Annotated in this window: 23 protein-coding genes and 1 pseudogene; 14 read left to right on the top strand and 10 right to left on the bottom strand. The window is 70.2% G+C overall.

Annotated elements, in window-relative coordinates:
* Positions 1–5 precede the first annotated feature (5 nt).
* The gene (locus tag BWO91_RS04200) at positions 6–1,133 is read left to right on the top strand and encodes a zinc-binding dehydrogenase (protein WP_079001432.1); all 1,128 of its coding nucleotides are present in this window, start codon (positions 6–8) and stop codon (positions 1,131–1,133) included.
* 211 nt (positions 1,134–1,344) lie between these two features.
* The gene (locus BWO91_RS04205; protein ID WP_153303379.1) at positions 1,345–2,049 is read left to right on the top strand and encodes a hypothetical protein; all 705 of its coding nucleotides are present in this window, start codon (positions 1,345–1,347) and stop codon (positions 2,047–2,049) included.
* Between the two features lie 12 nt (positions 2,050–2,061).
* On the opposite strand, the gene BWO91_RS04210 is transcribed toward BWO91_RS04205, so the two are convergent.
* A complete protein-coding gene (locus tag BWO91_RS04210; RefSeq protein WP_079001435.1) occupies positions 2,062–3,000 on the bottom strand; it encodes a phosphoribosylaminoimidazolesuccinocarboxamide synthase in 939 nt (312 codons plus the stop codon).
* 94 nt (positions 3,001–3,094) lie between these two features.
* Between BWO91_RS04210 and BWO91_RS04215 the strand changes: the two genes are divergently transcribed.
* On the top strand, positions 3,095–3,736 hold the full coding sequence (locus BWO91_RS04215) for a PadR family transcriptional regulator (RefSeq protein WP_079001437.1): 642 nt from the start codon (positions 3,095–3,097) through the stop codon (positions 3,734–3,736).
* 90 nt (positions 3,737–3,826) lie between these two features.
* Positions 3,827–5,401: a DHA2 family efflux MFS transporter permease subunit gene (locus tag BWO91_RS04220; protein ID WP_079001439.1), complete on the top strand. Its 1,575-nt coding sequence runs from the start codon at positions 3,827–3,829 to the stop codon at positions 5,399–5,401.
* A gap of 29 nt (positions 5,402–5,430) precedes the next feature.
* Here BWO91_RS04220 and BWO91_RS04225 read toward each other — a convergent pair whose 3' ends face one another.
* From BWO91_RS04225 to purD, 4 genes are read right to left on the bottom strand one after another with little or no spacing between them, the layout of a single operon-like run.
* Positions 5,431–5,913 carry a 2'-5' RNA ligase family protein gene (locus BWO91_RS04225; RefSeq protein WP_167620433.1) on the bottom strand — a complete coding sequence of 161 codons (483 nt, stop codon included), beginning with the start codon at positions 5,911–5,913 and terminating at the stop codon, positions 5,431–5,433.
* 17 nt (positions 5,914–5,930) lie between these two features.
* Positions 5,931–6,380 (bottom strand): MSMEG_6728 family protein, encoded by a 450-nt coding sequence (locus BWO91_RS04230; RefSeq protein WP_079001443.1) that lies wholly within the window; start codon positions 6,378–6,380, stop codon positions 5,931–5,933.
* A 57-nt stretch (positions 6,381–6,437) separates the two neighbouring features.
* Positions 6,438–7,316 carry an alpha/beta fold hydrolase gene (locus tag BWO91_RS04235; protein ID WP_079001445.1) on the bottom strand — a complete coding sequence of 293 codons (879 nt, stop codon included), beginning with the start codon at positions 7,314–7,316 and terminating at the stop codon, positions 6,438–6,440.
* A gap of 11 nt (positions 7,317–7,327) precedes the next feature.
* Positions 7,328–8,593 carry a phosphoribosylamine--glycine ligase gene (gene purD / locus BWO91_RS04240; RefSeq protein ID WP_079001447.1) on the bottom strand — a complete coding sequence of 422 codons (1,266 nt, stop codon included), beginning with the start codon at positions 8,591–8,593 and terminating at the stop codon, positions 7,328–7,330.
* A 38-nt stretch (positions 8,594–8,631) separates the two neighbouring features.
* On the opposite strand from purD, the gene BWO91_RS04245 reads away from it, so the two are divergent.
* From BWO91_RS04245 to BWO91_RS04255, 3 genes are all read left to right on the top strand, one after another.
* Positions 8,632–8,997, top strand: coding sequence for a sterol carrier family protein (locus tag BWO91_RS04245; protein ID WP_064294203.1), 366 nt, complete (start codon positions 8,632–8,634; stop codon positions 8,995–8,997).
* Positions 8,998–9,018: 21 nt separating this feature from the next.
* The gene (locus BWO91_RS04250) at positions 9,019–10,020 is read left to right on the top strand and encodes a glycosyltransferase family 2 protein (RefSeq protein ID WP_240555676.1); all 1,002 of its coding nucleotides are present in this window, start codon (positions 9,019–9,021) and stop codon (positions 10,018–10,020) included.
* Between the two features lie 83 nt (positions 10,021–10,103).
* Positions 10,104–11,108, top strand: a complete 1,005-nt coding sequence (locus BWO91_RS04255) for an NAD-dependent epimerase/dehydratase family protein (protein ID WP_079001449.1) — start codon at positions 10,104–10,106, stop codon at positions 11,106–11,108.
* A gap of 7 nt (positions 11,109–11,115) precedes the next feature.
* On the opposite strand, the gene zapE is transcribed toward BWO91_RS04255, so the two are convergent.
* Positions 11,116–12,261 (bottom strand): cell division protein ZapE, encoded by a 1,146-nt coding sequence (gene zapE / locus BWO91_RS04260; protein WP_167620434.1) that lies wholly within the window; start codon positions 12,259–12,261, stop codon positions 11,116–11,118.
* An 84-nt stretch (positions 12,262–12,345) separates the two neighbouring features.
* Here zapE and BWO91_RS20000 point away from each other — a divergent pair, with 84 nt between their 5' ends.
* The 3 genes from BWO91_RS20000 to purF all read left to right on the top strand — a co-directional run bounded on the left by BWO91_RS20000 (position 12,346) and on the right by purF (position 15,463).
* Positions 12,346–12,873, top strand: a complete 528-nt coding sequence (locus BWO91_RS20000; RefSeq protein ID WP_205847574.1) for a DUF2273 domain-containing protein — start codon at positions 12,346–12,348, stop codon at positions 12,871–12,873.
* On the top strand, positions 12,821–13,933 hold the full coding sequence (gene purM, locus BWO91_RS04270) for a phosphoribosylformylglycinamidine cyclo-ligase (RefSeq protein WP_071262413.1): 1,113 nt from the start codon (positions 12,821–12,823) through the stop codon (positions 13,931–13,933). Before BWO91_RS20000 ends, purM begins: the two co-directional genes overlap by 53 nt.
* A gap of 72 nt (positions 13,934–14,005) precedes the next feature.
* Entirely contained in the window at positions 14,006–15,463 is a 1,458-nt protein-coding gene (gene purF, locus BWO91_RS04275; protein ID WP_064294208.1) for an amidophosphoribosyltransferase, read from the top strand.
* Between the two features lie 1,052 nt (positions 15,464–16,515).
* On the opposite strand, the pseudogene BWO91_RS20190 reads toward purF, so the two are convergent.
* Both BWO91_RS20190 and BWO91_RS04285 read right to left on the bottom strand, forming a co-directional pair.
* Positions 16,516–16,719: pseudogene (locus tag BWO91_RS20190) on the bottom strand (2TM domain-containing protein); the annotation flags it as partial.
* A 132-nt stretch (positions 16,720–16,851) separates the two neighbouring features.
* Positions 16,852–17,067, bottom strand: coding sequence for a DUF3073 domain-containing protein (locus tag BWO91_RS04285; protein ID WP_064294210.1), 216 nt, complete (start codon positions 17,065–17,067; stop codon positions 16,852–16,854).
* Positions 17,068–17,274: 207 nt separating this feature from the next.
* On the opposite strand from BWO91_RS04285, the gene BWO91_RS04290 reads away from it, so the two are divergent.
* Genes BWO91_RS04290 through crcB form a run of 4 tightly spaced genes read left to right on the top strand, consistent with a single transcriptional unit; the run spans position 17,275 to position 19,196 of the window.
* Positions 17,275–17,859 (top strand): HhH-GPD-type base excision DNA repair protein, encoded by a 585-nt coding sequence (locus tag BWO91_RS04290; protein WP_079001455.1) that lies wholly within the window; start codon positions 17,275–17,277, stop codon positions 17,857–17,859.
* 4 nt (positions 17,860–17,863) lie between these two features.
* The gene (locus tag BWO91_RS04295) at positions 17,864–18,388 is read left to right on the top strand and encodes a universal stress protein (RefSeq protein WP_079001456.1); all 525 of its coding nucleotides are present in this window, start codon (positions 17,864–17,866) and stop codon (positions 18,386–18,388) included.
* Positions 18,385–18,819 carry a fluoride efflux transporter FluC gene (locus BWO91_RS04300; RefSeq protein WP_346425819.1) on the top strand — a complete coding sequence of 145 codons (435 nt, stop codon included), beginning with the start codon at positions 18,385–18,387 and terminating at the stop codon, positions 18,817–18,819. Before BWO91_RS04295 ends, BWO91_RS04300 begins: the two co-directional genes overlap by 4 nt.
* Positions 18,816–19,196, top strand: a complete 381-nt coding sequence (gene crcB / locus BWO91_RS04305; protein WP_056008696.1) for a fluoride efflux transporter CrcB — start codon at positions 18,816–18,818, stop codon at positions 19,194–19,196. Before BWO91_RS04300 ends, crcB begins: the two co-directional genes overlap by 4 nt.
* A gap of 69 nt (positions 19,197–19,265) precedes the next feature.
* Here the strand turns inward: crcB and BWO91_RS04310 are convergent, their stop codons facing one another.
* Positions 19,266–19,556: a hypothetical protein gene (locus tag BWO91_RS04310; RefSeq protein ID WP_079001460.1), complete on the bottom strand. Its 291-nt coding sequence runs from the start codon at positions 19,554–19,556 to the stop codon at positions 19,266–19,268.
* 59 nt (positions 19,557–19,615) lie between these two features.
* Entirely contained in the window at positions 19,616–21,619 is a 2,004-nt protein-coding gene (locus tag BWO91_RS04315) for an APC family permease (protein WP_430929536.1), read from the bottom strand.
* Positions 21,620–21,692: the final 73 nt, after the last annotated feature.

The raw sequence follows: 21,692 nt of genomic DNA on the forward strand, positions 1-21,692 counted from the left end.
GAACCATGCACACGACGCTCACCGCGCACGCGGGCAACGACGTCTTCATCAGACCGTCGCCGATCGCGATGGTCTGGCAGGGGCCTGGGCACCCGCACCAGGCGATGGCGGTGCCCGGGGTGACGCTCGGGCCGGGGGACGTCCTCGTCGAGGTGGAACTGGCGACCGTGTGCGGCTCCGACGTGCACACCGTCCTCGGGCACCGTGACGCCGCCACACCGCTCGTCCTCGGGCACGAACAGGTGGGACGCGTCGTGGCGGTCGGGGGACCGGTCACGGCGGTGGACGGGACCGTCCTCGTCGCGGGGATGCGGGTCGTGTGGTCGGTCGTCGTGAGCTGCGGCGTCTGCGACCGCTGCTCCGCCGGCCTGGAGCAGAAGTGCCGCCGGCTCGCGAAGTACGGGCACGACCGGGTGCACCGCGGGTGGGAGTTGAGCGGTGGGTTCGCGACCCACGTCGAACTCCTCGAGGGCACGGCCATCGTCGTCGTGGGGGAGACGCCGCCCGCCGCCGTCTTCGCGCCCGCGTCCTGCGCGACGGCCACCGCGATCGCCGCACTGGATGCGGCCGGGCACGACCTGCCCGGCACGGCGGTGCTCGTGACCGGCGCCGGGATGCTCGGGCTGACCGTCGCGGCCATGGCGGCCGATGCCGGGGCACGCGTCGTCGTGAGCGATCCGGACCCCGCCCGCCGGCTGCTCGCCGGCCGCTTCGGCGCCATCGCGACGGTCGACCCCACGATCGGCGCCGCCGAGCACCTCGACGCCGCACACCTCGCGGCGGGTGTGGAGGGCTTCCCCGTCGCCATCGAGATGTCCGGCGACGCCCGTGCCGTGGACGCCGCCATCGCGTCGCTGTCGATCGGTGGAACAGCTGTCCTCGTCGGCAGTGTGTCGCCCGGTGCGCCGCTCGGCATCGACGCCGAACGCATCGTCCGACGCCTCCTCACGGTGCGTGGAGCACACAACTACCGACCGCGGGATCTGGCCCGCGCGGTCGACTTCCTCACCGGTGCGTGGCGTCGGTATCCGTTCGCCGAACTCGTCGGCCCGGAGTTCCCCTTGCAGGACGTCGACGACGCGCTCGCCGCAGCTGCGTCGGGCGCCTTCCCGCGCGTCGGGGTGCGACCCTGAACGGACCACGGGGTGCGCTTCGACCTGGCGCGGATCGTCCGATGAGCCTGACGGGGTCCCGACGACGGCTCGGCGACGTCCCGCTAAGGCGGCGTGACCCCTTCGGGCGCCCCCATTCCGGGGGCCGCCGCGGTCGATCCGCCGCGGATTTCCGCCGATCTCGGCTCGTGAATCCCGCCGCATGACCCACCTTGTGGGGTATCCTCGGGCCATGACGGTCACGACTCGCCACCCCGGGGTGGTCCGTGTCGGTGGTCGCCTCATGGTCGTGGATCCCTTCGCGGAACGAGGCGAGCTCACCGAGGGTCAGCAGCGCAGTCACCAGCTGCGGCGGAGGATCACCCTCCTGCTCGGTGCCTTCCTCCTCCTCACGGGCTTCGTCCTCGGTGCGACGGCGGGCGTGCTGGTCGAGTGGTGGCTCGTGCACGACGAACGCTCGTCCGTGTCACTCCCCGGCTTCGACCCGGATTGGGCGCCCGGACTCGACGTCGTCGGCGCCTTGCTCGGTGCGATCCTCGTCGCCGTCCTCCTGCTCGCGTCGGCCGAGCGACGCAACCGCCGCCGCCGACTGGACGGCGGACACCAGCCGTCGCGGTGGATCGATCCGCTCAACGATCACCTCATCGGGCTGAGTGACGACCTTCCGTGGACCTCGCTCTGGACGCTGACGCGCATGTACGCCACTGCGGAGCGGCTGCAGCGGGAGCTCGTGGAGCGCAGCGGCACACGCAGCGAGGTGGGCAGTGACGATTCATGCGATCTCGTCGAGGCACGGCTCGCGGCCGACGACGCACGCGACGCGCTCGAGAAGACGGCCACGCTCATGGGTGTCATCGTGCCGGAGGGGCCGCTGCCCGATGCGCAGGCCATCCTGGCCGACAGCGCTCGGCTCCGTGCCCGTCGGAAGACGAGCTGACCGGTACCTCGATCAGCGACCGGTGCCGGTGAGGCGCTCGAGGAGTTCGCGGTAGCGGGCGGCCGTCTGCGTGACGATCTCGGCAGGCAGGGTCGGTGGTGTGGGCGTCGAGGCGTCGTCCTGGTCCCAGTTGTGGGCCAACCAGTTGCGGACGATCTGCTTGTCGAAACTCGCCATCCGTGCGGTGGGGTCGTCGCTCGTCAGGTAGACGTCGCGGTCCCAGTATCGGCTGGAGTCGGAGGTGAGCACTTCGTCGCCGAGCGTGATGACGCCGGTCGCCGGGTTGCGGCCGAACTCGAACTTCGTGTCGGCCAGGATGACGCCGTGACGCTCCGCCGTGAGCGATGCCGTCTCGTAGATGCCGAGTGACAGCTCCTTCAGCGCGACCGCGTCGTCCTCGCCGATGAGTTCGACCATGCGGCTGAACGAGATGTTCTCGTCGTGCTCGCCGAGCGGCGCCTTGTACGCGGGGGTGAACAGCGGCTCGGGCAGGCGATCGCCGTCGCGCAGACCCTCGGGCAGCGGGATGCCGCAGACGGTGCGGTTCGCGACGTACTCCTTCCAGCCGGAGCCGGTGAGGTAGCCGCGGACGACGCACTCGACGGGGAACATGTCGAGCTTCCTGACGAGCATCGCGCGCCCGGCGAACTCCACCGGGATGCTGGACACTGCGACGCCCGCGGCGTCGAGCTCATGATCGGGCACGAGGTGGTTCGGCACCTCGCGGAGCTGGTCGAACCACCAGAGGCTCAGGCTGGTGAGCAGATCGCCCTTGCCGGGGATGCCCGGCTCGAGGACATGGTCGAAGGCGCTCACCCGGTCGCTCGCGACGACGAGCAGGAGGTCGTCGGGGCCGGCGGCCGGCTCGTACAGGTCGCGGACCTTGCCCGAGTAGACGTGTTTCCAGGCGTTGATCTCCGAGGGTGCGCTCACTCCTTCATTATCGCGCATGGCCTCCTCTCTGGCCGATCGTCGGCCTTGCGTCAGCGTCGACGGAAGCGTATATTCCATGTGGAATAGTTCGAGCGGAACGATGCTGGGGGTCATGGGCAAGGTCAAGCCGCTCGGTCCGCTCGCCGTCGCCGCGCTCGGGTATCTGGCCGAGCGACCCATGCACCCCTACGAGATGTACCAACTCGCGCTCCATCGCCAGGAGGACCGCGTCGTCAAGGTGAGTCCCGGCTCGCTCTACCGCGCCGTCTACGGACTCGAGGCCGACGGCCTCGTGCTCGCTTCCGGGACCGACCGCGAGGGAGCCCGACCCGAGCGCACCACGTTCGAGATCACCGACCTCGGTCGGCATTTGCTGGGGGAGCGGCTGCGCGAGCTGCTCAGCACCCCCACGAACGAGTACCCGGAGCTCGGGCTCGCGCTGTCCGAGGCCCACGAACTGGGCGCCGAGGAGGTGCGGATGCTGCTCGAGACCCGTATCCTCCGGCAGGAGGCCGAGCTCGCCGACCTCGATCGCCGCATGACGTGGGCGCTCGAACGCGGGATCCCGCGCGTGTACTGGATCAACGTCCCCTACTCGGCCGCCATGGTGCGCGCCGAGATCGCCCACCTCGAATCGCTCCTCGCCGAGATCGCCGACGGTGCACTCGCCTGGCACGTGCCAGGGACCCGTGCGCCACTCCACGAGCAGGCGGCGACCCCGCCCGTGTCCGCTCAGCCGACACCCTCCACCTGAACCTCCGGGACGACCGACCAGTCCGGCCGGCGGTCCCGCTCATCCTCGCGTCCCGAACGCGAACCCGTCCTCCATGCAGAAAGGGACATCATGTCCGCATCCCCCACGCCGCCGCCCGCCGGCGTCCCGTCTCCTGCGAAGGGGGCCGTGCGCCCTTGGCCGGCGCTCTGGTCCCTGGTCATCGGCTTCTTCATGATCCTCATCGACACGACCATCGTGTCCGTGGCGAACCCCGCGATCATGCGCGGCCTCGACACCGACATCAACAACGTCATCTGGGTCACGAGCGCCTACCTGCTCGCCTACGCCGTGCCGCTGCTCATCACCGGTCGTCTCGGCGACCGCTTCGGCCCGAAGAACCTCTACCTCACCGGTCTCGTCGTCTTCACCCTCGCCTCGCTCTGGTGCGGCCTGTCGGGCTCCATCGAGATGCTCATCGTCGCCCGCGTCGTGCAGGGTCTCGGTGCGGCGCTCATGACGCCGCAGACGATGGCCGTCATCACGCGCATCTTCCCGCCGGATCGCCGTGGCGCGGCCATGGGTCTCTGGGGAGCGACCGCCGGTGTCGCGACGCTCGTCGGCCCGATCCTCGGCGGCGTGCTCGTCGACGGCTTCGGGTGGGAGTGGATCTTCTTCATCAACGTGCCCGTCGGTGTCATCGGCTTCATCATGGTCTGGCGCAACGTCCCCGCGCTCGCCACGCACCCGCACAGGTTCGACGTGCTCGGGGTCGTCCTCAGCGGACTCGGGATGTTCCTCCTCGTGTTCGGGATCCAGGAGGGCCAGAGCTACGACTGGGGCACGATCACCGGTCCGATCACCGTGTGGAGTCTCATCATCGCCGGCGTCGTCGTCCTCGGCCTGTTCGTCGTGTGGCAGGCCGTCATGAAGGGTGAGCCGCTGCTCCCGCTGGCGTTGTTCCGCGATCGCAACTTCTCGGTCGGCAACCTCGCGATCTCGACGATCGGGTTCACGATCACGAGCATGTCGCTGCCGCTCGTCTTCTTCTACCAGACCGTCCGCGGCCTGACCCCGACGCAGTCCGCGCTCATGCTCGTCCCGATGGCCGTGCTCTCCGCCGGCCTCGCGCCCGTGGTCGGACGGGCGATCGACCGCGTGAACCCGAAGTGGTTCGCGCTCGCGGGGCTCCTCCTGCTGGCCCTCGCGCTCGGCTGGTACTCGATCCTGCTCACGCCGGAGCAGCCGATCCTCATGCTGCTCCTCCCGAGCGCCGTCCTCGGTCTCGCCAACGGCTTCATGTGGGGCCCGGTCTCCAATCTCACCACCCGGGGGCTCCCGCAGCACCAGGCCGGCGCCGGCTCAGGTGTGTTCAACACGACCCGTCAGATCGGAGCCGTGCTCGGCAGCGCCGCAATCGCCGCGCTCATCCAGGGACGTCTCGCGGCCGAGCTGCCCGCCGCTCCCGGTGGGGCGACCGGAGGCGTGAGCGAGGTGACGGGCGGCGAGCTGCCCGAGTTCCTGCACGCCGGCTTCACCACCGCGATGGCCCAGTCGCTGCTCCTGCCCGCAGCGTTGGCGCTCGTGGGCGCCGTCGTGGTGCTGTTCTTCCAGAAGCCGAAGGCGGCGTCCTGGTCGACCCCGGAGACCCAGCACGGTCAAGCGACCGCAGCGGCCGAGGCGGCGAGTCGCGCAGCCGCTGAGTGACGCGTTCGGAGCGACGACACCGGGTCGGCTCAGGGATCGACGAGGTCGCTGACCGTCCTGGTGCCGCCGTTCCAGAATCGGAGGCCGAGGACCCGTCCGTCCGGGTACGGGCCGATCGCAGCCAAGGTGTCGAGCGCTGTGGCCGTCTGCTCCCGGGTCAGCCGACGGGAGAGCGTGACGTGCGGCGTCCAGAACCCCGGCCGAGTGTGGTCGAAGGCGCCCTGGACCAGCGCGGCGATCCGGTCGTGCAGCTCGAGCAGAGCCACCCCTGGGACGACACCGAGCGCGAGGACCGCGCCCGACCGACGAGGGAAGAACAGCGGGGCGCCGAGGCGGACGGGGAACGGTCGGAAGTCGGGTCGTCCCTGCAGCTCCAGCGTCGCCCCGGCGGCCAGGGTGACGTGCGGACGGTTGCTGGCACCCTGATGGGTGGACAAGCTCGGCAGGCCGGCCTCGGCCAGGGCACGCCATCGAGCCCGGACGGCCGCGTCGAGCTCGTCGTCGAAGGTCACGTCGACACTGTCCGTCATCAGTCGGTCGGCACCGGCCAGACGTCGTCGAGCGTCGCCGGGTCGTCGGGGAAGATGCCGCTGTAGAGCTCCGGCGCTTTGGCGAGGAGCTTGGACCGGTGGGAGCGATGGACGTCGGCCCGCCCGAGCCACGGCGGCAGCTCGAAGTCGTCCGCCTCGTAGGCTTCGAGGTCGTCCGGGGCGTCGGCGAGTGCCAGCAGGGTCTTCTCGAGGCAGGTGTCGGCGCGACCTCGGCCGACCCAGACCGCACAGGTGGCGACCTGGTAGTCCATGAGCGCGGGCCGATACCCTCGCCACATCGCCGTCACCGGATGATGCTGCCAGCCGTACCCCGGGACGATGAGCGCCTTCATCACCTGCAGCGTCTCCACCCGCTGCTTGCCCAACCGCTTGTCGTCGAGGACCTCGGCACTCGCCAGGAAGTCGGGGTAGGGGAGGAACGTCTGCACCCTCCCAGTCAACACGGCGGCAGCGCCCGTCGACAGGGCTTGCGGTCCTGGACCGCCTCAGTCGACGGGGAAGAACGGGGAGACGGCTGCGGCGAAGGATCGCGGCTGCTCCACCCAGGGGTAGTGTCCGCACCCGTCGAGCACGATCGCCTGGCCGAGGGGGAACCGCTGCGCGAGGGCGACGACGGGCGCGAGTCCCGTCAGGCCGTCCTCGGAACCCGCGACCACGAGCACGGGTGCCGTGACGGTTCGGAGGGCGTCGCGGATGTCCTCGACCTCGTCGATCGTGGGGGTGTGCACGAACGCGTCCTGCGCGGCCGGGTGCCAGGCGCCCAGACGCTCGTGTTCGCGGGCGGTGTCGTCCCACTCGCCCCAGGCGATGGGCGCCACCGCCGGGAACAAGCGGTTCCCCGACGCGGAGTCCGGCGCCGCGAGCAGCGCGGGCAGCGCCTCGAGGAAGCCGGGGTACCAGTCCTCCGCCGCGTGCCGGGCGATGATCTCCGCGCTGTCGTCGTCCGTGTCGACGAGCCAGGTGGCGGGTGGCGTGATGAGGCACAGGCGGTCGAGCCGGTGCGGGTAGCGCGCGGCGTAGCTCACGGCGACGCGGGTACCGGCGGAATGCCCGAGGAGTTCGACGCGGTCGACGTCCAGCCAGCGACGCACGGCCTCGACGTCCTCGGCGAGTTCCGGCCAGCTGGCCGCAGCGGTCGACGATCCGCTCTCGGACCGTCCGACCCCGCGCTGGTGCAGCAGGATGAGGCGACGCCTGGTGCTCAGGCCCGCGAGATCACCGAGGTAGACCGGGTGACGCGCCGGACCGCCGGCGAGGACGACGAGGGGCGGCAAGGCGTCGTCGCCGATCACGTCCACGTGCAGCCTGGTGCCGTCGTGACTCTCGACGACGGCCGACGACCCGGTTCCCGCTGCTGCGCTCATCCGGGCCGCGATCAGGAGACGCGTGCGGCGATGTCGGTGCGGTACTGACCGCCCTCGAGCTCGATGCGCGACAGCGCCTCGTACGCACGTCCGCGTGCCTCCGGGAAGGAGGATCCGAGCGCCACGACGTTGAGGACGCGGCCGCCGGTGGCGACCAGGCCACCGTCGACGTCGGCCGTGGCCGCGTGGACGAGGTGGACCCCCTCGACGGCGACGGCGGCGTCGAGGCCGGTGATGCTCCGGCCGGTGACAGGCGTTTCGGGGTAGTTCTGGCTCGCGAGCACCACGGTCACCGCGCTCGCCTCGGCGAACGCGGGCCGTGGCTGCTGGTCGAGCGTGCCGGTGGCCGAGCCGAGCAGGAGCGCCGACAGCGGGGTGACGAGCCGGGGGAGGACGACCTGCGTCTCCGGGTCGCCGAAACGTGCGTTGAACTCGATCACGCGGATTCCGCGTTCCGTGAGGATGAGCCCGGCGTAGAGGAGCCCCTGGAACGGGTTGCCCTCCGACGCCAGCTGCCGTACGACGGGGACGGCGACGGTCTCCAGGACCTCGTCGACGAAGGCCGTCTCGCTCCCGAAGCGGTTGTCGAGCCAGGGCAGCGGGGAGTAGGCGCCCATCCCGCCGGTGTTCGGGCCGGCGTCGCCGTCGAGCAGCCGCTTGTAGTCCTGCGCGGGGGAGAGCGGGAGCACCGTCTCGCCGTCGGTGATGAAGAAGAGGGAGACCTCCTGGCCGTCGAGGAACTCCTCGACGAGGACGCCGCCGTAGCCCAGCCAGTTGGTGGCGTGCTGGATGGCCGCGTCGCGGTCGTGGGTGACGAGGACGCCCTTGCCCGCCGCGAGGCCGTCGGCCTTGACGACGTACGGAGCACCGAAGTCGTCGAGCGCGGCGATCGCTGCGTCGAGGTCCTCGGCGCGGACCGCGCGACCGGTGGGCACGCCGGCTTCGTCCATGATCCGCTTCGCGAAGGACTTCGAGCCCTCGAGCGCGGCCGCCGAGCGGTTGGGGCCGAAGACCGGGATGCCGGCGGCGCGCAGCTTGTCGGCCACGCCGGCGACGAGCGGGGCCTCGGGCCCGATGACGACGAGGTCGACCGCTTCGTCGCGGGCGAAGTCGCGCACGATCGAGGGGTTCTCCTGGTCGATGCCGACCACGGTCACGTCGCCCGCGATGCCCGCGTTGCCGGGGGCGGCGATGATGTGGTGCCCGGCCTCTTCGGAGAGGAGAGCCTTGATGATGGCGTGCTCGCGAGCACCGGAACCGAGGACGAGGATCTTCACCCGTCTAGCTTAAGGCGCAATGGCCTAGCCTCGAATGCATGGCCAGACCCAGGATCACGGACGCCGTCGGTCGCGCTGCCCTGGAGCAGGCGCTCGGGGACGCACCGGCGTCGCGCACGGACACGGCGACCGCGGTCCGCTACCTGTTGGAGCTCCTCGTCGAGCGGGCACCCGGCAACACCGTCGAGGTGCGGGTGCCGCCGTTCGGCGCAGTGCAGTGCATCGAGGGCCCCCGCCACACCCGAGGCACGCCGCCGAACGTCATCGAGATGGATGCGCCGACCTGGCTCGCCCTCGCCTCAGGCCGCATCGACTGGACCACGGCGATGGCGGGCGGCACGGTGCACGCGTCCGGCCAACGCGCGGACCTCACGGGCCTCGTGCCACTGCTGCTGCCGCGCTGACGTTCCGGGTACATTGGTGCGGTGACCTCCGACATCGAAGCCCCTGCCGAGACGACGCTCGACGCGACGATCGTCATCCCCACGTACAACGGCGAGATGTACCTCGAACAGATCCTCTCCGCCATCGAGGCCCAGGAGTACGACGGCACCTTCGAGACGCTCGTCATCGACTCGGGTTCCACGGACCGCACGCTCGACATCGTCGCCGCCCACCCGGACGTCCGGCTGCATGTCATCCCGAACAGTGAGTTCGGCCACGGCCGGACCCGCCAGCTCGCCGCTCGCCTCGCCCGCGGGAAGTATGTCGCGTACCTCACGCACGACGCCATCCCCGGCGACTCGCGATGGCTCCATGAGCTCACCGCGCCGCTCGACCCCGACGGCATGGACGTCGTCGCCGTCATGGGCAAGCAGATCGCCCGCCCGACCTGCTTCCCGCTGTTGAAGTACGAGATCCACGACGTCTTCCACAACTTCGGGCCCGACTTCGGTACGACCGTCTTCGCGAACGACGGCTTCGCCGACGGCAACGGCGGACTGCTCGACGCCCTCGCGTTCTACTCCGACGTCAATTCGGCGACCCGCCGCGAACTCCTGCTCGGCGACATCCCGTACCGCGACCTCCCGTACTCCGAGGACATGGCGTTCGGCGCCGACATCATCGCGGCCGGCCTGCGGAAGGCGTACGCGCCGCGGGGCTGGGTCATCCACTCGAACGACCTCACCCTCGACGAGTACCGCAAGCGCATCTTCGACGAGACGACGGCGCTGCGTCGGATCGGCAAGCCCGTGGCGCGGCTCCGGCGGTCCCGGCAGATCGGCTACACCGTCGTCGGCGCCATCCGTGATGCGAAGCGGATCGTCCGCGACAAGGAGTACGGCTGGAAGCGCCGGGCGTATTGGTTCGTGATGAACCCCGCCTACCACGCGGCCAAGTGGAGCAGCTACTACACGGCCTCACGCGTCGACCTGAACGACGAGGCCGCCATGCGGGCCGGGTCGCTGGAGCACAGTCGCAAGTAGCCCGCACGCGACGCTCGACTCGGGCCCGCTGCTCCCGGCGAACCGGGGTGGTGCATCACCGCCTCGTGCGCTGTGATGGAGGCATGAGCACGAAACGACTGTTGGTCCTGGGCGGTACCGAGTTCGTCGGGCGAGCGGTCGTCGACGAGGCCGTCGCCGCCGGCTGGGAGGTCACCGTCTTCCATCGCGGCACGAACCGGTCCTCCCCGTCGGACGCGATCACGGTGCTGCACGGCGACCGGACGCTGCCCGGCGGACTCGACGCGCTCCGGGTCGGGTCGTGGGACCTCGCCGTCGACACCTGGTCATGGGCTCCGGTCGCCGTCCGCGACGCGGCCGCGCTGCTGGCCGACCGGGTCGGGAGCTACGTCTACGTCTCGAGCCGTTCCGTCTACGCCGACCCGCTTCCCGCCGGAGCTTCGGAGGACGCGCCGGTCGTCGACGGATCGGCGCACGACGAGGGCTTCGCGGACTACGCCCGTGCCAAGCGCGGCGGTGAGATGGCCGCCGTGCAGGCGTTCGGTGACCGAGCGGTTTTGGTGCGAGCGGGCCTCATCCTCGGCCCGCACGAGAACATCGGGCGGCTTCCCTGGTGGCTGGCGCGGATCGCCGAGGGCGGTGCGGTGCTCGCCCCCGGCGCCGCCTCCGACCCCATCCAGTACATCGATGCGCGGGATCTCGCGGCCTTCCTCCTCACGGCCGGTTCGACGGGCGCGAGTGGTGCGTTCAACGTCGTGAGCGAGCCGCGGGCGGCCACGCTGGGCGATCTGCTCGACGCCTGTATCGCCGCGACCGGGTCAGGCGCGACCCTCCGCTGGGTGGATCAGGAGCGGGTGCTCGCGGCCGGGATCCAACCCTGGACCCAGCTCCCCGTCTGGCTTCCGACCGGACCCCACGCGGACGCGATGCATCACGGAGACGTCTCGCGTGCGCTCGCGGCGGGTCTCCGTCGTCGTCCGCTCGCCGAGACCGTCGCCGACACCTGGGGTTGGCTGCAGGCCCTCGGCGGTGTGGCGCCGCAGCGTCCGGACCGCCCCGTCGTCGGACTGGACCGTGCCCTCGAGCGGGCCGTGCTCGCCGGAAGCTGAGCGCCTGTCAGCGGACCTCGCGGAGGAGGGCGAGCCGACTGCGCGTCCTGACCGCGTCGCGGGCGAAGCCGCCCGGCCCGAGGGCGGGGTCGGTCACGAAGGTCTCCCGGTCGGTGGCGGCCACGACGTGGAGTTCGACGCCGAGATCGCACAGGGCGTCGATGAGCAGGACGAACCGGGCGCGCGCCTCCCTGGTGAGGGCATGGGATTCGGGCAGGGCGTCGAGCACCCACCGGTCGTAGTCCGCCGCCCAGGCGAGGTAGTCGCCCACGGAGGTCGGACGTTCGATGAGTTCGGCGCTGGCGAACCACACCCTGCCGTCGCGCGCGGCGGCCGCGTGGAACGTGTGGCCACTGATCGTCAACGTCGTCGCCTCGCCCGGCCCCGGTCGATGGAGGCCGAGGGTCGCGAGGCGGGCGTCCGCGGCCTCGCCGGCGATGGACCAGCTGCCACGGGCGAAGCCGTCGCGGTGACTGACCGGCGAACTGCGACGGTGGTCGGTCGAGCCGGCGAGTTCGAGCACCTGCATGTTCGCCTCGATCAGGGCGATGCCGGGCTCGAAGACGTGATGGTACGCCGGGTCCGGCAGGAGGTCCTGCGGCCGGAAGTTCGAGCTCGTCAACAGGGTCACCCGTCGGGCGAAGAGGGCTTCGAGCAGCCGGATCATGAGGGTGCCGTCGCCGGGATCGTGCACATGGAACTCGTCGAAGAGCACGACGTCCACGTCGGCGAGCAGCTCGTCGACGGCTTGCTCGACCGCGTTCGTCACCGCTCCCGCCGCCGCCCGGGACGCGGCGCCCGGCTCGCCCGTCGCGCGGGCCGCGTCGGCGGCCTCCGCGCGGACCCGGTGGATCGCGGCGTGCAGCCCGCGGAAGAAGGAGTGGAAGTGGACGCGACGCCGCCGCTGCGTCAGGAGCGCTGCGAAGAACGCGTCGAGGAGCCAGGTCTTGCCCCGCCCGGCCGCACCCCACAGGTACAGGTGTGCGGGTCGATCGTCGGCGATCCGGAGCGATGCCAGGCGCCTCGCCACCTCCAGCTGCTCCGGCTCGAGCGTGAACCCGGCGTCGGCGGCGGCGGACTCGACCGCCGAGAGCAGGGCGTCGCCGGGAGGGATCGGAGCGGGATCGGTCGTCTCGGTCCCCGTCGTGTCCACCGCTCGATCGTACCCGTCGGCTCGTCGACCGCGGCCGTTCACCATCGGTTCACGATGCCCAGGATCGTGGGGGAGAATGGAGGCATGACAGACGCCACCGGGCAGCCAGCACCGGAAGCTCAGCACCCATCCGAACCGACCGGTCCGACGCCCTCGACCGAGCCCGACACCGAGGTCGCGACCGTGTACTCCTCCGGTTCGGTCTCGGTGCGCCGGTCACCCCGCTACTGGCGGTTCCTCGTCATCGGTGCCTTCGTCGGTGTCATCGCCGCACTCATCCTCACCTTCGCATTCCCGGGGAGCGCCGACTACTCGCTCACCCAGGTGTTCGGCTTCCTCCTGCTCGTGTGCGTCGTGGTCTTCGGCGCGATCGCCCTCGTCGTCGGTCTCCTCATCGACCGCTCCATGGCGCGACGGACGCGGATCGTCGCAGCGGATAGAGTTGACGTGCATCCAGCCGGGACCCCCGCGGCCGACGCGGAACCTGCCGGTTCCGTCAGTGCCGAGCCAGGTGAGTCCGGCCCCCGAATCCACCCATCGCAGAAGGTTCAGGACGGTCATGACCTCATCCACCAGCTACCGGGAGGCCGGTGTCGACACGGCGGCCGGTGACCGCGCCGTCGAGCTCATGAAGGCCGCCGTCGCGAAGACGCACGGCCCGGAGGTCTTCGGCGGCTTCGGCGGGTTCGCCGGCCTGTTCGACGCCTCGGCCCTCACGGCCTTCCGTCGGCCCCTGCTCGCGACGTCGACCGACGGCGTCGGCACGAAGGTCGCGATCGCCCAGGCCATCGACAAGCACGACACCATCGGCCAGGACCTCGTCGGCATGGTCGTCGACGACATCGTCGTGGTCGGTGCGAAGCCGCTCTTCATGACCGACTACATCGCCTGCGGCAAGGTCCACCCGGAGCGCATCGCCTCCATCGTCGCGGGCATCGCCCGGGCCTGCTCCGACACCGGGACGGCGCTCATCGGCGGCGAGACCGCGGAGCACCCCGGACTCCTCGGGGTCGACGACTACGACGTCGCCGGCGCCTGCACCGGTGCGGTCGAGGCCGACGCCATCCTCGGTGAGCACCGCGTCGAGGACGGCGACGTCGTCCTGGCGCTCGCCTCCTCGGGCCTGCACTCGAACGGCTTCTCCCTCGTGCGGCACATCCTCGCCCAGGCGGGCGTCGGGTACGCCGACCACAGCGACGAGCTCGGCACGACGTTCGGCGAGGCCCTCCTCGAGCCGACGCGGCTCTACACCCTGCCCCTCCTGCGGCTGCTCGACTCCCCGGCCTTCGCGGGTGGCGTCCACTCGCTCAGCCACGTCACCGGCGGCGGGATCGCCGCCAACCTCGCGCGCGTCCTGCCCAAGGGGTCCTGGGCCGAGGTCGACCGCTCCACCTGGAGCCCGTCACCGGTGTTCCGCACCCTGAGCGAGCTGGCCGGATCCTCGCTCGAGTCGAGCGAGGGCACCTGGAACCTGGGCGTCGGGTTCTTCGCCGTCGTCTCGCCGGCGGTCGCCGACGGCGTCACGGCCGCCCTCGAGGCCGACGGGATCGCGACCTGGCAGGTCGGCACCGTGCACCTCGGCGACGACGCCGCAGACCTCAGCGCGTTCGAACAGGGTGCCAAGGGGGTCGACGGCGGCGCCGTCCGCCTCGTCGGCGCCTACCGCGACTAGTCCCACCGCTCTCCGGCCCACCTTCCTCCGTTCCGCCACTCGCCCAGCACGAACCCCAAGGAGTCCCCACGCATGTGCGGCATCGTCGGCATCGTCTCAACCGAGCCTGCCAACCAGCAGGTCTACGACAGCCTCCTGCTCCTCCAGCACCGCGGTCAGGACTCCACCGGCATCGCCACCGCCGACGGCAGCACCTTCCACATGGTCAAGGCCAAGGGCCAGGTGCGTGAAGCCTTCCGCACCCGCGACATGCGCTCGCTCCTCGGCAACATGGGCCTCGGCCACGTGCGCTACGCGACGAAGGGCGACGCCGCCAACGAGAGCGAGGCGCAGCCGTTCTACGTGAACGCGCCCTACGGCATCACGCTCATCCACAACGGCAACCTCACGAACACGCGCGAGCTCAGCAAGGACCTGTTCCACGTCGACCGTCGTCACGTGAACTCCACGAGCGACACCGAGCTGCTGCTCAACGTCCTCGCGACGGAGCTGCAGGGTCAGATCAGCGGCCTCGACCTCGATCCCGACCAGGTGTTCAACGCCGTCGAGAACGTGCACGAGCGGGTCGAGGGCTCCTACGCGACGATCGCCCTCATCGCCGGTCACGGCCTGCTCGCCTTCCGCGACCCGTTCGGTATCCGCCCGCTCATCCTCGGCAAGCGCCAGACGGGCATGGTCGGCAACGACTGGGTGGTCGCCTCGGAGTCGCTCGTCCTCGAAGCCGGCGGCTACGAGATCGTCCGTGAGATCGCCCCGGGAGAGGCCGTCTTCATCACCGCGTCGGGTGAGCTGTACTCGCGGCAGTGCGCGAAGAACCCGCGGCTCGTGCCGTGCTCCTTCGAGTACGTCTACCTCGCGCGCCCCGACTCCGTCATGAACGGCATCTCGGTCTACGAGGCCCGGCTGCGTCTCGGCAACCGGCTCGCCGACACCATCGCCGAGTACACGCCGATGGGCGACATCGACGTCGTCATGCCGATTCCGGACTCCTCCCGTCCAGCGGCCATGCAGGTCGCGCAGAAGCTCGGCATCGAATACCGCGAGGGCTTCTACAAGAACCGGTACGTGGGGCGCACCTTCATCATGCCGGGCCAGGCGCAGCGCAAGAAGAGCGTCCGTCAGAAGCTCAACGCGATGGGCTCCGAGTTCAAGGGCAAGAACATCCTCATCGTCGACGATTCGATCGTCCGCGGGACGACGTCGAAGGAGATCGTCGACATGGCGCGTCTCGCCGGTGCCAACAAGGTGACCTTCACCTCCGCCGCACCGCCGGTCCGCTACCCCCACGTGTACGGCATCAACATGCCGTCCCGCCAGGAACTCGTCGCACACGGTAAGAAGATCCCCGACATCGCGCGTGAGTTGGGCGCTGACAACCTCATCTACCAGGAGGTCGCCGACATGAAGGCCGCCATCCTCGAGGGCTCCGGCATCAGCGACCTCGAGATGAGCTGCTTCACCGGCGAGTACGTCACCGGTACGGTCTCCGAGGAGTATCTCGAGTGGGTGGAGCGCTCGCAGCTCTCCTGAGCCCTGCCTGAACGACGAAGCGCGCGAGCCCCGAGGGGATCGCGCGCTTCGTCGTTCAGAAACCGACTGCTACTCCGGCGTACCGGGCTGCTCGAGCGGCGCCGGCGTGGCCGCGGGGCCGCCTTCGGCTTCGTCGTGCGCGGCTTCGCCGGTGCCTTCGCGGTGGCCGTCTTCGCTGCGGCGCCCGTCGTCTTCGTCGTCGGTGCCTTCGCGGCTGCGGTCTTCGGCGTCGTGGTCTTGGCCGCTGCCGCCTTGGGCGTCGTCGAACCGGTGGTGGCGCGCGTCGAACTCGTCTTGCGGACGGTGCTCCCCGCGGCCGTCGCCGTGGTCGTCTTCGCGGCGGGCTTCCGAGCCGTCGTCGAACGCGTCGTCGTCGACCGGCTGGTCGAGGTGCGTGGCGCGCTCACGGCCGCGGCCGGTGCGGTGGCCGACACGGTCTCGTCGCGTCCGGTCGTGTCTGCGGCTCCGGTCTCGTCGCTCGCGAGGCGCGCCTCGGTCTCGTCGGCGGCGGCTGCGACGGTCTCTGCGTCGCCGGTGGACGTCGACTCCAGGACGATCGACTCGGCCGGTTCGGCGGAGGTGTTCGCTGCGGCGGCGGCCTCGGGCGCGCGGTCGGTGCCGGAGAAGACCGCGGCGAACTGCTCGGTCGGGGTGGGCTCGGCGGCGCGCACCCAGTCCGAGGTGGGCTCCGCGGCCGGAGCCTCAGCGGTCGGAGCCTCGGTCGACGGTGCCTGGTAGGCGCCGTACTGCTGCGTCGCCTGGGAGCCCTGCTGGGTCTGCGTCGTGCCGTATCCGCCCGTCTGGCCACCGGCATACTGCGAGGTGTCGTAAGCGGTGGTCTGTCCGTACTGTGCGGGGTCGTACACCGGCGCCTGGCCGGTCTGGCCCGCCTGGTAGGGGTGCTGCTCGTACCCGCTCTGACCGGCGTACGGTGCCTGCGTGGGGTTCGGCTGCGAGGCGGCCTCGCGAGCGGCAGCGCGCTGCTGCTGCTGGTTCACGAGGCGCGCGACCTCGGCGTCGATGGCGTCCTCGGTGATGTGCTTGGACGGACCGTAGGCGTCGAGCCCGACGAAGACCAGGGCGATGCCCATCACGAAGATCGGCCAGATCGGCCAGAAGTACCCCCAGGCGCCGGTGAGGAGCCAGATGACGATCAGGAGGACGGAGACCGCACCCCAGACGGCGAGAAACTGCTTGAAATCGTGCTGCGCCTTCAGGCGCTTCTTGGCGGCAACGCGGAGTTCGTCGGTGTTCATCCGTCCAGGCTAGTCTCCGCCCAGTGAGAACTCCATTTGCCGACATTCGTCTGGGAGATCACCCGGCCGAGACGTGCCGGAGCGATGGCGAACCGCTGATGCAGACGCGCCGGAACGGTGGGAAGGACGCGCCTACGCGCCCTTCGCCTCACCGTCGGCGTACTTCTCGGCGTACTCAGCCCACTTGGCGATCTCGTCGTCGTAGCTCTCGTCGACGCCCGTGCCCGGGTGGTCGACGGAGTGCCCCGTGAGCTCGCGCTCGAGCGCGTTGTAGTTCACGTCCGGGCTGAACGACTTGAGCTCACGAGCGATCTTCGTGTGCTTTGCCTTTTGACGGCCACGACCCATGCGAGACCCCCTCATGATTTTCTGACCGGCCGCGCTTGCGGGGCGTCCGGGGCTTTCGCCTACCAGGGAACGATAAAGACTAGCGTTGAGCTTACCATGCCGCCCGTGGACGGGGCGCTCGTACGGGGACGGTCCGGCGCGCACCGCTGCCGACACCGCGACGGAACGGGGCTGGGCCAGCACGCCGAGTGGTGGGACGATGGACCCATGACCGGAACCCTGCACATCACCGGAGATGCGGACGCCGACCGCTTGTTGTCGACCGACCCGCTCGCCCTGCTCGTCGGCATGCTGCTCGATCAGCAGGTGCCGATGGAGACCGCGTTCGCCGGCCCGCTGAAGATCAGCGACCGCCTCGGTTCCTTCGACGCGGCCACCATCGCGCGGGAAGAACCCGAGGCGTTCGCCTCCCTCTTCAAGACGAGTCCGGCCGTGCACCGGTTCCCGGGTTCCATGGCCGGCCGGGTGCAGGGGCTCTGCGCCGCGATCGTCGACGACTGGGACGGCGACGCGGAGGCGATCTGGACGCGCGACGCGCCAGACGGCCCGGAGATCCTGAAGCGCCTGCTCGCCCTGCCGGGGTTCGGTGAGCAGAAGGCGAAGATCTTCCTCGCGCTGCTCGGCAAGCAGTACGGGCTCGACGCGGCCGACTGGCGGAAGGCCTCGGCGCCCTACGGCGAGGACGGCAGTCTGCGGTCCGTCGCCGACATCGTCGACCCGGAGTCGCTCGCTCAGGTGCGGGCGGCGAAGCAGGCGGCCAAGGCCGCCGCGAAGCGCGCGAAGGAGGAGTGACGACATGAGCGGAGAGCAGCGGGCCACCGCCATCGTGGTCGGTGTCACGCCGGGGCAACCCGACACCGTGCTCGTCGAGGCGGCGTCGTTCGCGCAGGCCTTCGCCTGCCGGCTCGTCCTCGCCCACGTCGACGCGAGCCGCTTCGTCGTGGTCGAGAACGTCGACGGCACGGTCACCTCGCTCCCGTTCGACGCCGATCTGCACGACTTCGACCCGGAGCCCGCCGATCCCGGCCTGGAGGCGACGGCGCACCGTCTCCTCGACGACACCGGCGTCGTGTGGGAGATGACCCAGCTCGCCGGTGACCCGGCGTGTGCCCTCGGTCGACTCGCCGATTCGGTGTCCGCCCGGGCGATCATCGTCGGGACCCGGGAGCGGGGCCTCCGGAAGGGCATCCTCGAGTTCTTCAACGGTTCCGTCGCCGCGACGCTGGCCCATCGGCAGGCGCGTCCGGTGATCGTGGTCCCACTCGCGCCGAGCGCCACCGACGAACCACTCTGGGACGCCCCCGCCGGCGACCTGCGGTGACGGCCGCTCCGACGGGGACACGGGCTCCGCACCTCCAACCCGCCACGATCGCGATGGTCGCGCTCGGTGGCGCGATCGGGACGGGCGCCCGCGAGGCGATCTCCCTCGCGGTCCCGCCGATCGGTGGTGTCCCGGTGGCCATCCTCGGCATCAACGTCGTCGGCGCCTTCCTGCTCGGTCTCCTCCTCGAGTCGCTGCTCCGACGCGGGCCCGACGTAGGCCGACGACGCGATCTCCGCCTGTTCTTCGGCACCGGCGTCCTCGGCGGCTTCACGACGTACAGCGCGCTCGCGGCCGACAGCAGTGTCCTCCTCATCGAGGGCAGCGCGCTCGTGGGGGTGCTGTACGCGGTGGGGAGCGTCGTGCTGGGCGTCGTCGCGAGCTGGGGCGGCATCGTCCTCGCTCGACGGATCGGCGGTGGCCGCTCATGACCCCCTGGCTGTTCCTCGCGATCGCGGCGGCCGGCGGTGTCGGCGCCGCTGCCCGCTTCGTCGTCGACGGCCTCATTCGCTCCCGCGTGGGTGGCGCGTACCCCTGGGGGACGACCGTCATCAACGTCAGCGGGTCGCTCCTGCTCGGCCTCGTCACGGCGCTGGCCCTCGGCGGGGTCGTCGACGAGGCGTGGCGGCTCGTCCTCGGGGGTGGGCTGCTCGGTGGGTACACGACGTTCAGCACCGCGAGCATCGAGACCGTCCGGCTGCTCCACGACGGACGTTCCCGGGCCGGACTGACGAACGCGTTGGGCATGCTCGTCGCGTCGGTCGTCGCAGCCCTGGTCGGCTACGGGCTCGGTTCGTTGCTCGCCTAGCCGCCCGTTCGTCCAAATATGGGCGAATGAGCGTTCGTTCGCCCGAAGATGGGCGAAGGAACACGGCGGCTATGCCTCGAAGCGGCGGTTGTGCCGGAGGTTCAGCACGATCGGGATCCCGAGGGCGACGACAAGCAGCAGGATGCTCCAGAAGCCGATCTCCGACCACAGCAGGAAGACCCCGAAGACGCCGAGTCCGCCCGACAGCCCGCGCAGGATGATCGTGAACTGCGGGAGTCGCTGCGGGCGGCCCTGCCACATCGGCAGCGGCGAGTCGGGGTTCGCGGCGATGAGGCGGACCATCGACAGCGTCCCGAAGACGGCCGCGAGGAACAGCAGCGAGAGACCCCAGGTGAACATGTCCCCAGTCTGTCAGTCTGCGACAACTCCCTCACGCCGTCGCGGGAGCGCGTGGCCGATCAGGAGCGGGGCTGCCCCGTGTTGCGGTCGATGTGCGGCTTCCGCTCGATCGGCTTCTTGACGCGGACGATCTCGCCACGTCGTTCCTGGCCGGGCAGCGGCCGTGACCGACGTCCGTAGATGAGTTCCGAGGAGTCGAGCAGCCACGGCACGAGGGCGACGGTCACGCCGTGGACGAGCATGATCTGGTTGCGGATCCGCGACGCCCGCCGGTTGTGGAGGAGGCTCTCCCACCAGTGCCCGACGATGTACTGCGGCATGTAGACGGTCACGACCTCGGCGCCGTGCTCAGCACGGTGCGCCTTGATGTACTTCGCGAGCGGCATCGCGAACTCGCGGTACGGCGACTCGAGGATGACGAGCGGAACGTGGATGTTCTGTTCGATCCACTGCTGTTCGAGGAGCTTCGTGGCCTCGGGGTCGATCGACATGTGGACCGCTTCGAGGCTGTCGTGCTTCGCGGCGATCGCGTAGTCCAGCGCCTTGAGGATCGGCTTCTGCATCTTGCCGACGAGGACGATCGCGTGGTCGCCGGTCGCGCCGAAGGTCGTGGTCGGGTCGACCTCGACCTCCTTCTCCACGTCGCGGTAGTAGCGGTTCACGCCGAGCATGAGGATGAAGAGGATCGGCATGAGCACGAAGACGAGCCAGGCGCCGTGGGTGAACTTCGTGATCGTGACGACGATGAGGACGCTCGCGGTGAGCAGGGCGCCGAACGCGTTGATCGCGAGTCCGCGGTAGACGGAGCCGCGGTTGTCGCAGCCCTCCCGCAGCATCCGCAGCCAGTGCTTCACCATGCCCGTCTGGCCGAGCGTGAACGACACGAACACCCCGATGATGTACAGCTGGATGAGCTGGGTGAGGTTCGCCTGGTAGACCACGAGGATCGCGCATGCGGCGAGACCCAGGATGATCATGCCGTTCGAGAACACGAGGCGGTCGCCGCGGGTGTTGAGCGACTTGGGGGCGTAGGAGTCGCGCGCGAGGACCGCACCGAGCAGCGGGAAGCCGTTGAAGGCCGTGTTGGCTGCGAGGAGGAGGACGCACGCGGTCGCCGCCTGGATGAGGAAGAACGGGATGCTGTTCGCGCCGAAGACCGCGGTCGCGACCTGTGCCATGAGGCTCGGCTGCGGCGTCGTCGCGCAGTCCGCGAACCCCTCGAGGTGACAGGCGTTCTCGGCGTAGTGCACGCGGGAGATGAGGGCGAGTGCGGTGAGGCCGACGAACAGCACGATCGCGGTGCCGCCCATGAGGACCAGCGTCTTCTGGGCGTTCTTGATCTGCGGGCGGCGGAACGCGGGCACACCGTTCGAGACCGCTTCGACACCGGTGAGTGCCGAGCAACCGGAGGAGAAGGCGCGCAGGAGGAGCAGGATGAACGCCGCCTGGGTGAGGCTCTCACCCTGCACGGTGAACTCGGCGCTCGAAGCGACCGGGGCGTCGCCCATGAAGGTGCGGGCGAGTCCTGCGACGATCATGACGAGCACGCTCGCGATGAAGAAGTAGGTGGGGATCGCGAAGGCCTTGCTCGACTCCCGGACACCACGGAGGTTCACGGCCATGAGGACGAGGACGAATCCGACGGCCAGCTCGACGCGCCACGGGTTCAGCCCGGGGATCGCGGAGATGATGTTGTCGACGCCCGAGGCCACCGAGACGGCGACCGTGAGGACGTAGTCCACCAGGAGAGCGGAGGCGACCACGAGGCCGGCCTTCTCGCCGAGGTTCCGGTGGGCGACCTCGTAGTCGCCACCACCCGACGGGTACGCCTTGATGAGCTGGCGGTAGCTCGCGACGACCACGACGAGGAGGATCACGACGCACGCCGCGACCCACGGCGCGAAGCTCAGGAAGGCGAGCCCGCCGAGCGTCAGGATCATGAGGAGTTCCTGCGGCGCGTACGCCACACTCGACAGAGCGTCGCTCGCGAAGATCGGCAGTGCGAGCCGTTTGGGGAGGAGCTGGCCCTCCAGGTTCTCGGTCGGCAGCGGGTCCCCGATCAACCAGCGTTTTGCCGATCGTGGTTCTGTCCCGGGCTCTCGACCCTCAGTTGTCACGAGCGGCGATATTACTCCT

This window comes from Plantibacter flavus, assembly GCF_002024505.1.
In the GTDB taxonomy this organism is placed as follows: Bacteria; Actinomycetota; Actinomycetes; order Actinomycetales; family Microbacteriaceae; genus Plantibacter; species Plantibacter flavus_A.

Coding starts and splice junctions, on each gene's coding strand:
- crcB (WP_056008696.1), top strand. CDS start 18,816: ATGACCCCCTGGCTGTTCCTCGCGATCGCGGCGGCCGGCGGTGTCGGC.
- BWO91_RS20000 (WP_205847574.1), top strand. CDS start 12,346: ATGACAGACGCCACCGGGCAGCCAGCACCGGAAGCTCAGCACCCATCC.
- BWO91_RS04235 (WP_079001445.1), bottom strand. CDS start 7,316: ATGAGCGCAGCAGCGGGAACCGGGTCGTCGGCCGTCGTCGAGAGTCAC.
- BWO91_RS04200 (WP_079001432.1), top strand. CDS start 6: ATGCACACGACGCTCACCGCGCACGCGGGCAACGACGTCTTCATCAGA.
- BWO91_RS04215 (WP_079001437.1), top strand. CDS start 3,095: ATGGGCAAGGTCAAGCCGCTCGGTCCGCTCGCCGTCGCCGCGCTCGGG.
- BWO91_RS04255 (WP_079001449.1), top strand. CDS start 10,104: ATGAGCACGAAACGACTGTTGGTCCTGGGCGGTACCGAGTTCGTCGGG.
- purM (WP_071262413.1), top strand. CDS start 12,821: ATGACCTCATCCACCAGCTACCGGGAGGCCGGTGTCGACACGGCGGCC.
- BWO91_RS04210 (WP_079001435.1), bottom strand. CDS start 3,000: ATGCGCGATAATGAAGGAGTGAGCGCACCCTCGGAGATCAACGCCTGG.
- purF (WP_064294208.1), top strand. CDS start 14,006: ATGTGCGGCATCGTCGGCATCGTCTCAACCGAGCCTGCCAACCAGCAG.
- BWO91_RS04285 (WP_064294210.1), bottom strand. CDS start 17,067: ATGGGTCGTGGCCGTCAAAAGGCAAAGCACACGAAGATCGCTCGTGAG.
- BWO91_RS04220 (WP_079001439.1), top strand. CDS start 3,827: ATGTCCGCATCCCCCACGCCGCCGCCCGCCGGCGTCCCGTCTCCTGCG.
- BWO91_RS04290 (WP_079001455.1), top strand. CDS start 17,275: ATGACCGGAACCCTGCACATCACCGGAGATGCGGACGCCGACCGCTTG.
- BWO91_RS04310 (WP_079001460.1), bottom strand. CDS start 19,556: ATGTTCACCTGGGGTCTCTCGCTGCTGTTCCTCGCGGCCGTCTTCGGG.
- BWO91_RS04245 (WP_064294203.1), top strand. CDS start 8,632: ATGGCCAGACCCAGGATCACGGACGCCGTCGGTCGCGCTGCCCTGGAG.
- BWO91_RS04205 (WP_153303379.1), top strand. CDS start 1,345: ATGACGGTCACGACTCGCCACCCCGGGGTGGTCCGTGTCGGTGGTCGC.
- BWO91_RS04295 (WP_079001456.1), top strand. CDS start 17,864: ATGAGCGGAGAGCAGCGGGCCACCGCCATCGTGGTCGGTGTCACGCCG.